This window comes from Streptomyces sp. NPDC026672, assembly GCF_040638185.1.
In the GTDB taxonomy this organism is placed as follows: Bacteria; Actinomycetota; Actinomycetes; order Streptomycetales; family Streptomycetaceae; genus Streptomyces.
Window position 1 is genome coordinate 1 of the sequence record NZ_JBEZXS010000057.1, and the last position, 11714, is coordinate 11714.

Annotated in this window: 9 protein-coding genes and 1 tRNA gene; 5 read left to right on the plus strand and 5 right to left on the minus strand. The window is 72.1% G+C overall.

Annotated elements, in window-relative coordinates:
* Positions 1-91 precede the first annotated feature (91 nt).
* Entirely contained in the window at positions 92-1381 is a 1290-nt protein-coding gene (locus AB0F77_RS38435; protein WP_361958000.1) for a peptidoglycan-binding protein, read from the minus strand.
* A 186-nt stretch (positions 1382-1567) separates the two neighbouring features.
* On the opposite strand from AB0F77_RS38435, the gene AB0F77_RS38440 reads away from it, so the two are divergent.
* The 4 genes from AB0F77_RS38440 to AB0F77_RS38455 all read left to right on the plus strand — a co-directional run bounded on the left by AB0F77_RS38440 (position 1568) and on the right by AB0F77_RS38455 (position 6575).
* Positions 1568-1641, plus strand: a tRNA-Lys gene (locus AB0F77_RS38440).
* A gap of 130 nt (positions 1642-1771) precedes the next feature.
* The gene (locus AB0F77_RS38445; RefSeq protein ID WP_361958003.1) at positions 1772-2494 is read left to right on the plus strand and encodes a FadR/GntR family transcriptional regulator; all 723 of its coding nucleotides are present in this window, start codon (positions 1772-1774) and stop codon (positions 2492-2494) included.
* 218 nt (positions 2495-2712) lie between these two features.
* Entirely contained in the window at positions 2713-4641 is a 1929-nt protein-coding gene (locus tag AB0F77_RS38450) for a glycosyltransferase family 2 protein (protein ID WP_361958006.1), read from the plus strand.
* A complete protein-coding gene (locus tag AB0F77_RS38455) occupies positions 4638-6575 on the plus strand; it encodes a kelch motif-containing protein (RefSeq protein WP_361958009.1) in 1938 nt (645 codons plus the stop codon). Before AB0F77_RS38450 ends, AB0F77_RS38455 begins: the two co-directional genes overlap by 4 nt.
* A 12-nt stretch (positions 6576-6587) precedes the next feature.
* On the opposite strand, the gene AB0F77_RS38460 is transcribed toward AB0F77_RS38455, so the two are convergent.
* A complete protein-coding gene (locus AB0F77_RS38460; protein WP_361958012.1) occupies positions 6588-7619 on the minus strand; it encodes a glycoside hydrolase family 6 protein in 1032 nt (343 codons plus the stop codon).
* 199 nt (positions 7620-7818) lie between these two features.
* Between AB0F77_RS38460 and AB0F77_RS38465 the strand changes: the two genes are divergently transcribed.
* Positions 7819-8661, plus strand: a complete 843-nt coding sequence (locus AB0F77_RS38465) for an ANTAR domain-containing protein (protein WP_361958015.1) — start codon at positions 7819-7821, stop codon at positions 8659-8661.
* A gap of 311 nt (positions 8662-8972) precedes the next feature.
* On the opposite strand, the gene AB0F77_RS38470 is transcribed toward AB0F77_RS38465, so the two are convergent.
* The 3 genes from AB0F77_RS38470 to AB0F77_RS38480 form a co-directional block, all read right to left on the minus strand.
* Complete coding sequence (locus tag AB0F77_RS38470; RefSeq protein ID WP_361958018.1) at positions 8973-9506, minus strand: hypothetical protein; 534 nt, start codon at positions 9504-9506, stop codon at positions 8973-8975.
* 130 nt (positions 9507-9636) lie between these two features.
* The gene (locus AB0F77_RS38475) at positions 9637-10416 is read right to left on the minus strand and encodes an HAD-IIA family hydrolase (protein WP_361958021.1); all 780 of its coding nucleotides are present in this window, start codon (positions 10414-10416) and stop codon (positions 9637-9639) included.
* 208 nt (positions 10417-10624) lie between these two features.
* Complete coding sequence (locus tag AB0F77_RS38480; RefSeq protein ID WP_361958024.1) at positions 10625-11596, minus strand: hypothetical protein; 972 nt, start codon at positions 11594-11596, stop codon at positions 10625-10627.
* Positions 11597-11714: the final 118 nt, after the last annotated feature.

The window sequence follows — 11714 nt, forward strand, 5'->3', positions numbered from 1 at the left end:
GTACGAGGGCGATCCTCCGCCTTGCGATTGCACGCACCAGACGCCGCGGGCCCCGCCCTCCGGGCGGACGGCGCCACTTTCGAAACACGCCCTAGACGAACAGCCGCCGCCAGGTCTCGGGGCCGGGGTAGCCGTCGGCCGCGCCGCCGCGCCAGCCCTGGGCGCGCTGGAACGCCTCGACGGCCCGCCGGTCCGCCTCGCCCCAGCGCGGTCCCGGACCGGTGGCGTAGAAGCGGCCGTACCCCTTCTTCACCAGCTGCTTGCCCAACCGGGTGACGTAGTCGTTGGCCGCGCCGGGGCGGAACATGCCGCGGCCCGGGTAGCCGGGGACGCCGTGCGAGGCCGGGGCGGCCGGGCCGGACGGGATGTCCTTGCCCCGGCCGGCGCTCAGCAGGTCCCAGGTGCCGGGTCCTGGCAGGCCGTCGGCGTCCGCGCCCGTCCAGCCCTGGGCCTTCTGGAACGCCTGGGTCGCCCGCCGGTCGGCGTCCGACCAGCGCGGGCCGGGGCCCTGGGCGTAGTACGGCCCGGCGCCGCGCGCGATCAGCATCTCCCCGAGCCGGGTGACGTACTTGTTGTCCGCGCCCGGACCGAAGTAGCCCGCGCCCGGGAAGGGGCCCGCCTTGGTGCCGGCCGCCGGCTGCGCACCCGACGTACCGGACGCCACCCCCTTGTAGCGGTAGGGGACGTACTTGTCGGAGTGGCTCCAGTAGGCGTACGGCGTGGACTGCTTGCGGGTGTGCGGGGGCGTCTGCTCGTAGGCGGTGTAGTAGGTGTGCGTGTAGTCGGTCCAGCCGCCGAAGATCACCACGTGGGAGCCGTTGGAGGGGTTGGCCGGGTTGTGGAACAGCAGGATGTCGCCGGGCTGGAGCTCCGCCTTGGTGATCTTCACGCCGAACTGCGCGAGGCTGCCCGTCCACTCGTTGCCCGGCAGCCCCCAGGCCATCGAGACGAAGCCCGAGCAGTCCTGGCGGTAACCGTCGGACCAGTAGGCGGACATGCTGTACGGCACCTGCGCGGTGATCCAGGCCTTGGCCCGGTTGATGATCTCCGTGCGGGTGGCGGTGGGCAGGGGGGCCGAGGTGGCGGGCTTGCCGCCGGGGCCGTGCAGCGGGGCCTTGGTGCCCTGCGGGGTGTCGGGTTCCGGGTCCACCGGGACGCCGGGCCGCTCGGAGACGGACGGGGCGGCGGCGAGGGCGGGGGCCGCGTGGCCCGCGCCGAGGGCGGCGGACGTGGCGGCGGCCACGACCAGGGCGCGGCTCGCGGCGGGGTGGCCGCCGAACCGGCCGGGCAGCGAGCGGGGGCTCACCCGGCGCCAGTGGACACATCCGGGGCAGTCACAGTCGCTCACCGGATCGAATTCCTCGAACACCGGAGTCGCCATGCGATCCCCCTCACATTCCGGGTTGAAATGTCCGCGTCTGTGCACATTGATCAGTTTCTCAACTGTCTTCGCGGCGCGCATGTTGACGGTCCGAATGATGTACGGCACCCGTCGCACGGGCCTCGCCCCGGTGACCGGCGGTCGGGAGCACCCCCGGAGGTCGGGTAGAGTTCTCGATGTCAGCAGGCGCCGCTAGCTCAGTTGGTTAGAGCAGCTGACTCTTAATCAGCGGGTCCGGGGTTCGAGTCCCTGGCGGCGCACGATGACGATGGCGAGGCGGGTTCGCGGAAACGCGAACCATCTCGCCGTCTCTGTTTCCGCACGGCCCTGAGCAGGAAGCTGGCGGCCGGAAGCAGGTCCTCCGCCCGATTGGCCGGATACGCTCTGGCCATGGCGGCCCGAGACCTTCAAGAGCGGATCAAGAAGCTCATCGTCGACCGGCGACTGCCCTCCGGGGCCCTGCTGCCGACCGAGCCCGAGCTGATGCGCTTCCTCGGCGCCAGCCGGAACTCCGTGCGCGAGGCACTGAAAGCGCTCCAGGCCATGGGCATCGTGGAGATCCGGCACGGCTTCGGCACCTACGTCGGCCCGATGTCCCTCGCCCCCATGGTCGAGGGCCTCGCCTTCCGCACGGTCGCCGGGCACTACCGCGGCGAGGACTCCCTGGTGCAGCTGCTCGAACTGCGCGAGGCGGTGGAGACGGGGCTCGTCTCCCGGCTCGCCGGACGACTCCCCGAGCGAGATGTGACCGAACTCACCGAACTCGTCGAGCGCATGGAGGACCAGGCGGCCCGCGGCACCGGTCTCGCCGAGACCGACCGCGCCTTTCACGCCACCCTCTACCGGGGCCTGGACAACGCGTTGCTGAGCGAGGTCCTGGAGGCGTTCTGGGACGCCTTCCACCGCGTCCAGCAGGATCTCGTCGACGTACGGCAGGATCCGCGGGTCACCTGTCTCCAACACCGGGAGATCCTGGACGCGGTGCGCTCCGGCGATTCCATACGGGCCGAGGCGGCCATAAGGGACCACTTCGGCCACATCCGCGCACGGCTGTCGCCGTCCGTCGCGACCGGGCCCGGAGATCCCTGCAAACGCCACAATGAAACGGTATGACCGGTGAATACCGGGTTTCACGTCATGTGATCACTTAGTGTCCCGGATGACGCGGAGGAAGCCCCCGCGCAACCGGGAGGACGCCGTTCCCTGTCTATAAGGTGTGCGGAACGTGGTGACCACGACCCACTGTCAACACGCCTGTGAAGGACTCGGGGGACCGACCGGGCGGACGCACCGACAGCACGCGCCGACCAAGCGTGCGGGGGGAATGATTCATGACGTCGACGCCGACCGGTGCCCGGCCGGAATTCGACCCGTCACAGACCGCGCAGCTCCGGGTGCCCGCGCACCGCCTGAGCCGCACGGGAACGTTCCGCAGGATCAGGAGGAGCCTGCCGAAGTACGACTACGAGCACTACAGCCGGCTCGCGGGCCCCCTCACCGAGCCCGCGCCCGACCGGCCGTACCGGGTGCAGTACCGCTCGCTGCTGTCCCAGGAGCCGCACCGGATACGCGCGGCGCTCATGCTGGGCGCCGCACCCCTGCTGTCGCTGGTCCTGCTCGGCTGGCTGCTCCAGCCCGACCACTGGACCGAACGCGACGACCCCGCCTACGACTTCCTGCCGGCGCTCGACGGCGTCATGCTCGTCTCGATCGGCCTGATCGAGTTCTTCCGCTGCGTGAACGTCCTGTCCAACGCGCACGCCACGCTCGTCGCCCGCGACCCGGTCCCCGTGGTCCCCGAGACCGGCACCCGGGTCGCCTTCCTCACCTCCTTCGTGCCGGGCAAGGAACCCCTGGAGATGGTCACCCGGACCCTGGAGGCGGCCGTACGGCTGCGTCACCGGGGCGAGTTGCACGTGTGGCTGCTCGACGAGGGCGACGACCCGGCGGTCAAGGAGGTCTGCGCCCGCCTCGGCGTCCACCACTTCTCCCGCAAGGGCGTGGCCCGGTGGAACCAGCCCGGGGGCCCGCACCGCGCGAAGACCAAGCACGGCAACTACAACGCCTGGCTGGACGCCCACGGCGACCGCTACGACTTCTTCGCCTCCGTCGACACCGACCACGTCCCGCTGCCCAACTACCTGGAGCGGATGCTCGGTTACTTCCGGGACCCGGACGTCGGCTTCGTCATCGGCCCGCAGGTGTACGGCAACTACGACTCCCTCGTCACCAAGGCCGCCGAGTCGCAGCAGTTCCTCTTCCACGCGCTGATCCAGCGGGCCGGCAACCGCTACGGCGCCCCGATGTTCGTCGGCACCTCCAATGCCGTGCGGATCAGGGCGATCCGGCAGATCGGCGGGTTGTACGACTCGATCACCGAGGACATGGCCACCGGCTTCGAGATGCACCGGGCCACCAACCCGGCGACCGGCCGCAAGTGGCGCTCGGTCTACACGCCGGACGTGCTCGCGGTCGGCGAGGGCCCGAACGCCTGGACGGACTTCTTCACCCAGCAGCTGCGCTGGTCGCGCGGGACGTACGAGACGATCCTCAAACAGTACTGGAAGGGCTTCTTCTCGCTGCCGCCCGGCAAGCTCCTCAACTACACCCTGATGATCGTCTTCTATCCGATGTCGGCCCTCAACTGGATCCTGGCGGCGCTGAGTTGTGCGCTGTTCCTGGGGCTCGGCGCCTCCGGCGTGAACATCGACCCGACGGTGTGGCTGATGCTCTACGGCAACGCCTCCGCCCTCCAGATCGGCCTCTACGTCTGGAACCGGCGGCACAACGTCTCCCCGCACGAGCCGGAGGGGTCGGGCGGGGTCGCGGGCATGGTGATGTCCGCGCTGTCGGCGCCCGTCTACGCCCGTTCGCTGATGGACGCGGTGTTGCGGCGCAAGAGCGGGTTCGTGGTGACGCCCAAGGGCGAATCGGCCAGCCCCGACACGCTGTTCGGGACGTTCCGCATCCACTGGTTCTTCGTCCTGGTCTTCGGCGGCTCGCTCGTCGCCGGTTTCGCCCTCGGCCATGCGCACCCCGCGATGATCACCTGGGCGGTCTTCGCCATGCTGATCACCGCCGCACCGGTCCTCGCCTGGCGGTACACGCTGCGCCAGGAGCGGAAGGCCGCCTCCGCCCCGGCGGCGGAACCGGGACCGCGGGACGCCGTGCCCACGCCGCACGCCCCGCCGCGGCAGCCGTACACGGACGAGCCGACCATGCGCATCGTCATGGGTGGACGAGGGGAACGCCAGGAATGAAGGACCGTGCCGGACGGCGCCGCGCGCGTCGGCTGCTGACGGGAACCGCGGTGTTCGTCGCGCTGGCCGGGATGAACGGACCCTGGCTGTACCGCTTCGGGACCGCGAAGTACCACGAGTACAAGATCGACAGGCCCGAGTACAAGGCGGCGAACGGCCGCTGGGAGATCGTCGAGTTCCCCGAGGAGTACCGCCAGCACACCATCCACGCGGCGCTGCTGCGCACCGGCAAGGTGCTGCTCGTCGCGGGATCGGGCAACAACCAGGCGAACTTCGACGCGAAGAGGTTCGACACCCGGCTCTGGGACCCGGTGAAGGGCACGATCAAGAAGGTGCCCACACCGAGCGACCTGTTCTGCACCGGGCACACCCAGCTCGGCGACGGCAACCTGCTGATCGCGGGCGGCACCAAGCGGTACGAGAAGCTCAAGGGCGACGTCACCAAGGCCGGCGGGCTGATGGTGGTGCACAACGAGAACCCGGACGAGCCGATCACCCTGCCCGCGGGGACCGAGTTCACCGGCAAGGTGAACGCCCGCACGTTCGTGTCGAAGGACCCCGTCCTCGTGCCGCGCGCGAAGAAGGTCTTCGACCCGGTCACCGGCGCCTTCCTGCGCAACGACCCGGGGCTCGGCCGGATCTACGTGGAGGCGCGCAGGAGCGGCCGCGCGTACGAGACGGGCACCCAGGACAACTACCGGGTGCGGGGCCTGTCGGGCGCCGCCGCGCGCAACACGTACGGCGTGGCGCAGAAGCTGGCGCTCGACAAGAAGGACTTCCAGGGCATCCGGGACGCGTTCGAGTTCGATCCGGTCGCCGAGCGGTACGTCAAGGTCGATCCGATGAACGAGGCCCGCTGGTACCCGACGCTGACGACGCTGTCCGACGGGCGGGTCCTCAGCGTCTCCGGCCTGGACGACATCGGGCAGTTGGTCCCCGGCAAGAACGAGGTCTTCGACCCGGAGACCGGGAAGTGGACGTACACGCCGAAGGCCCGGCAGTTCCCGACGTACCCGGCGCTGTTCCTGATGCAGAACGGGAAGGTCTTCTACTCGGGCTCCAACGCGGGCTACGGCCCCGACGACGTCGGCCGTGACCCGGGCGTCTGGGACGTCGCCACCAACAGGTTCACCAAGGTGCCGGGGCTCGGCGACGCGAAGCTGATGGAGACCTCGGGGACCGTGCTGCTGCCACCGGCGCAGGACGAGAAGTACCTGGTGATCGGCGGGGGCGGCGTCGGTGAGTCCCCGTCGTCCAGCAGGCGCACCCGGCTGGTCGACCTCAAGGCGGCCGAGCCGAGGTTCACGGACGGGCCGTCGCTGGAGCAGGGCACGCGCTATCCGCAGTCCTCGATCCTGCCCGACGACACCGTGCTCGTGTCGGGCGGTTCGCGGGACTACCGGGGGCGCGGCTACTCCGACGTCCTCCAGGCCCGCCTCTACCACCCCGACGGCAACAGCTTCACGAGGGTGGCCGACCCGCTGGTGGGGCGCAACTACCACTCCGGGTCGATCCTGCTGCCCGACGGCCGGGTGATGTTCTTCGGCTCCGACCCGCTGTACGCGGACGCGGCGAACACCAAGCCGGGGACGTTCGAGCAGCGCGTCGAGATCTACACGCCCCCCTATCTGTACCGGGGTTCGCGGCCGTCGCTGTCGGGCGGTCCGGCGACGATCGCGCGGGGCGCGTCCGCGACCTTCACGTCCCGGGACGCGTCGGCGATCAGGAAGGCGCGGCTGATACGGCCGAGCGCGTCCACCCATGTCACGGACGTCGACCAGCGGTCCGTCGCCCTGGACGTCACCACGTCGGGCGGCGAGGTGACGGTGACCGTGCCGAAGAACCGGAACTTGGTGCAGTCGGGGTGGTACATGCTGTTCGTGACCGACGACCGGGGCACGCCGTCGAAGGCGCGGTGGGTGAGGGTGCCGTAGCGCCTCCCGCCCTCACGCTCCCCGGGGAGTCGACGCCCCTGCCAGGTCCAGGGCGTAGGACGGCCACCACTCGCCCGCCTTCGGGCCGCCCCGGCACTCGCCGTCCGACTCGCCGGGGCGCTTGACCCACAGATAGGCGTCGGCGAGGGGGTCGGCCGTCCTGGTCGTCGGGGGCTCGCCCAGGGCGCGGCCCGGCGGATTGCACCAGCGTTGCGCCGGATCGCCCTGGGTGTAGGGGCCGTTGCCGTTGCGGCCGGTGTCCACGACGAAGTGCTTGCCGCCCACCTTCGCCGAGAGTTCCCTGCCGTACGCGAGGGACCGCTCGGTGGAGTGGAAGTTGGACACGTTGACCGCGAACCCGTCCGCCCGCTCGACGCCGGCCCGCCGCAGGGGTCCGGCCATCCGGTCGGGGCTGATCCAGCCGGCGTTGCCCGCGTCGACGTACACCGCCGTGTTCTTCAGGGACGTGAGCGTGGTGACGGCGCCCTCGACGAGGTCGTAGCGCTCCTCGTGGACCTCCTCCGGAGCGCAGCCGTCCACCAGGTGCGGCACGGCGTCCGGTTCCAGGACGACGGTGGCCGGGCGGTCGCCGATGCCGCGGGCGACGCCGTCGATCCAGGCCCGGTAGGCGGCGCCGTCGGCGGCTCCGCCGCGCGAGTACTGTCCGCAGTCGCGGTGCGGAATGTTGTAGAGCACGAGCACGGGGGTGCGGTCCGCCTCCGCGGCGGCGCGGGTGAGTTCGCGCGCCTGCCGCTCGGGGTCCTCCGGCCGGATCCACTCCCCCATGGGCTGTTCGGCGATCCTCCGCACGCGGTCGGCGTCCGCGTCGGCGCCGTCCTCCTCGTACGCGGCGACCTGCCGGGCCGCGCTGCCGTCCGGGTTCACCCAGAACGGGTCGGTGTCCTTGGGCCGTTGGGCGATCCCTGCGCCCGTCCGGTCCCGGTCGTCGGCCGCCGAGCAGCCGGCGACCAGCAGTGCGGCCCCCAGCGCGGCGGCGGACGCCCGCACCCGTGCCGAGGACAGGGAACCCCTGCCGACGTCCATGCGACTCCCCCCTGGAAGCACCCGTGCCCTCCCCCGGTGCGGGCACTCGTCCGAGGGGTCATCGTGGCACATCCGCCGGGCCGCCCACCCCGGTCCGGCGGGCCTCGCCGACGGGTCGTTACGGCGTGGCGCGTGAGGGGAAAGGGGCGCGTACGGAAGCCTCGACGCGGCGGCGGACGGCAAGGGGGAGTGCGCGGTCATGCACCACACCGAGCGGGAGACACGGCTGGCGGCGGCCCTGGTGGAGGCCGCGGACACCCTCACCGAGGGCTTCGACACCGGGCGCCACCTCCAGCGTCTCGCGGACCACTGCGTGGAGTTGCTGTCCGCGCGGGCGGCCGGGGTCATGCTGGTCGGCGGTGGGCGGACGGTGACGCCGGCCGGGAGCAGCCGCCGGGAGGCGGTCGCGCTCGACCTGCTGGCGGCGCAGCGCCACGGCGGGCCGTGCGCGGACAGTTGCGGCTCCGGCCGTCCGGTGCCGCCTGTGTCGGTCCGCGCGGCCCACGAGACCGCCCGCTGGCCGGAGTTCACCGCGCGGGCACTGGCCCATGGCGTCGCGGTGACGTACGCGGTCCCGCTGCGCCGGCACGAGACCCTGCTCGGCGCGCTCAACGTGTTCGCGCCGGACGACGACGACCACGACGACGGCGACGGCGACCACAGCGACAGCCACCGCGGCGACGGCGGTCACGGCGGGGCGGGCGGGGCGGTCTGGGCGGTCTGGGCGGGTGAGACGGAGCTGCGGCTGGCGCAGGTCCTCGCGGACGCGGCGGCCCTCGGGCTGCACAATCAGCGCGCGTTCGACCAACACCGCGCGCTGGCCGGGCAGTTGCAGCAGGCGCTGTCCAGCAGGGTGCGGATCGAGCAGGCCAAGGGCATGCTCGCGGAGCGCTGGGGCGTCGGCGCGGACGAGGCGTTCGGGGTGCTGCGGCGGTACGCGCGCCGGCACCGGACGCCGGTCGACCTGGTCGCACGGGCCGTCCTCGAACGCACCCTGGACGACACGGAGTTGCGGGGCGGGGCAGGCGGACCCGCGAACTGAAGCGGATGACCTGCGGTGATGACGGAGTGCGAGCGGTCGGGAACCCGACGTCCACCACCTCTGGAACCGGGCGCCCCTCACGTTCCAGTGCCCCGGCGGGCGACGTCTGCCCGGGCGAACGTCGCCTGCCGGGGCACTAGAGTCTCCCTGACGGCCCCAGCCCCCGGCCGATGTGTTCACCCACCGTGCCTCCAAGCCTCCCGCGCCGGTCGCCGGGTTACTCCCGCAGCCCGGGCGCGCGCGGTCGAGGACCAGCCCGGTCGGCGGCCGCTGGGGGAGCGGGTCGTCGACCGGGCCAGGTGCCGGTGCGGTCAGCGGCGGCCACGGCCGCGGCGGGCCCGGGGCAGCAGCCCCACGGCGAGCGCGGCGAGACCGGCCAGGACGAGCCCGGTGACCGCGTGCGCGGCACCCGGCCCGTCGGAGCCCAGGTCGACGGACGCGAAGTGCGCCGCCATGCCGCCGCCGCCCGCGGGCACCGGGGCGACCTGTTCTCCCAGGGAGCTGACCGCCTGCTCGGTGCCGGCGATCGTCACCGTGCGGATGAGCCGGGTGTCGCCGCAGGTGACGACGACGTCGTAGGAACCCGGCGGGACCAGGGGCCCGATCCGGCCCTCGCCGCGGAGCGTGCCGCCCGTGCCCGCGAGGGCGGTGTCGCGGGCGAAGGCGTCGGAGACCGCCGTCCCCGTCCCCGAGGCGCAGCCGCTGACACGCAGGGCGACGTCGCTGTCGGGGGCGGGGGACGACGGGGTCAGCCGGACGCCGTCTCCGTCGGCCGCGTGCGCGGTCGGGACGAACGCGCCGACGACCAGGATTCCCGTGCAGAGAGTGAGGCGTAGTGAGCCCATCGTGAACCTCCAGACATCTGGAGGCTCCCGCGCCGGGTCCGCCGCCGCATCCTCGGAGGGCCGGTCACTGCTCCGATCGGGTGGCGACGGGTTTCAGCCGTGATCGTCCCGACCGGCCGGATCCGCCGGGTCAGATCCGCTCGACGAGGTCGGCGATCGAGTCGACGATCCTGGACGGCCGGAACGGGAAGTCCTCGACCTGCTCGGGCCGGGTCAGTCCGGTGAGCACGAGGAAGGTCTGCATCCCCGCCTCCATGCCGGCCAGCACGTCGGTGTCCATGCGGTCGCCGATCATCGCGCTGCTCTCGGAGTGCGCGCCTATGGCGTTCAGGCCCGTGCGCATCATGAGCGGGTTGGGCTTGCCCGCGAAGTACGGGCTCTTGCCGGTGGCCTTGGTGATCAGGGCGGCGACGGCACCGGTGGCGGGCAACGGGCCCTCGGTGGAGGGGCCGGTCTCGTCCGGGTTGGTGGCGATGAAGCGGGCGCCGCCCTGGATCAGCCGTACGGCCTTGGTCATGGCCTCGAAGGAGTAGGTGCGGGTCTCACCGAGGACCACGTAGTCGGGGTCCTGGTCGGTGAGGATGTACCCGATGTCGTGCAGCGCGGTGGTCAGGCCCGCCTCGCCGATCACATAGGCGCTGCCGCCGGGCCGCTGGTCGTCCAGGAACTTGGCGGTGGCAAGCGCCGAGGTCCAGATGTTCTCGACCGGCACCTCCAGGCCCATCCGGTGCAGCCGTGCGTGCAGGTCGCGCGGGGTGTACATCGAGTTGTTGGTGAGCACCAGGAAGGGCCGGCCCGACTCGCGCAGCTTCTTGAGGAAGGCGTCGGCGCCGGGGATGGGAACGCCCTCGTGGATGAGCACACCGTCCATGTCGGTGAGCCACGAATCGATGGGCTTGCGATCTGACATCTGCCGTCTCCTGCCGTACGCGCTGCTGCGTCGGCCCCAGCCTAGACACAGGTCCGATCTTGGGGAACGCCGCGTTCACGGCGCGGACGGGCGCCCCCGCGCGCGCCGGTCCGCGCCCCTCCCGAACCCCCTGACCAGCGAGGGGAGTTCGGCCACCGGGCCACGGGGCCACCCGGTCGAGGACGTGGCCGGCGCCGCCCGGCAGGGTTCAGCGTCGTCTGCGGGCCACCGTGTACGCGCCGCCGCCGACGGCGAGCACGGCGACGGCCGCGGCGGTGTACACGACGCCGGAACCGGTGCTCGCGAGTTCGTCGGCGCCGTCACCCGGCTCCGCGGCCCCGGCGGCGTAGGGAAGTTCGGACGCGGTGGTGGCGTCGGGGGCGGTGGTGGCCGTCGGTGGGCCGGTCCCCGAGGGGGCCGAGGCGGGCGGTCCGGTGCCGCTGCCGTCGGCCGGCGCCCGGGAGGCGGGACCGCCGCCGTCGTCCGGGGACGTACGGCCCGTGCCGTCGCCCTCGCCCGTCCCCCCTTCCCTTTCTCCTTCTGTTTCCCCTTGTGCTTCCCCTTGTGCTTCCCCTTGCGTCTCCCGGTCCGTCCCGCCGGCCGTCTCCTCGTCCGTCGTCCCGTCCGGCTCCTCACCGGGCTCCTCCTCGCGCCGTTCCCCGTCGGGCCCCTCCACCCGGAACCGGTAGTCGTTCGACTGCCCGACCCAGTCGCCGTCCTCGCCGTCCTCGTGCCGCTGGACGACGGCCGCGCCGGCGGTGACGTCGTTGGGCACGGCGTCGGAGGTGACCGCCAGCCTGATCCGCACGCTGACCGTCCCGCCGGGCGCCACCGTGAACCCGTCGAACCCGTCCGCCTCGAACACACCGACGAGTTCGTGCTCGTCGGTGGTCTCGAAGCCGACGGAACGCGGTTGGGAGCCGTCGTAGAACTCCAGTCGGGCCTGGGCCGGGGTGAGGGACCGCTCCGCGTCCACGAGGACGACCACCGGGTGCACGTCGGCGCAGGAGCGGTCGGTGGTGTTCCTGAGGTCGACGAACCACGTGCGGAACCCGCCCCCGGCCACGTACGACTCCGGTCCGCCCCGGATCCGGGCGGTCAGCGGGAACTCCAGGTCGCCCTCCGCGGCGCAGCTGGGAGAGCCGGCGGCGTGGGCGGTCCCGGCGAGCGCGAGGGGCAACGAGAGAGACAACGAAGCCGATGAAGCCAATAAGGCAGAAAAACCTCTCATACCGCCATAACCATCCAGGCGGGACACCCACCCTCCCGGCAAATCTCCGCGCCGGATCCCAAAAACC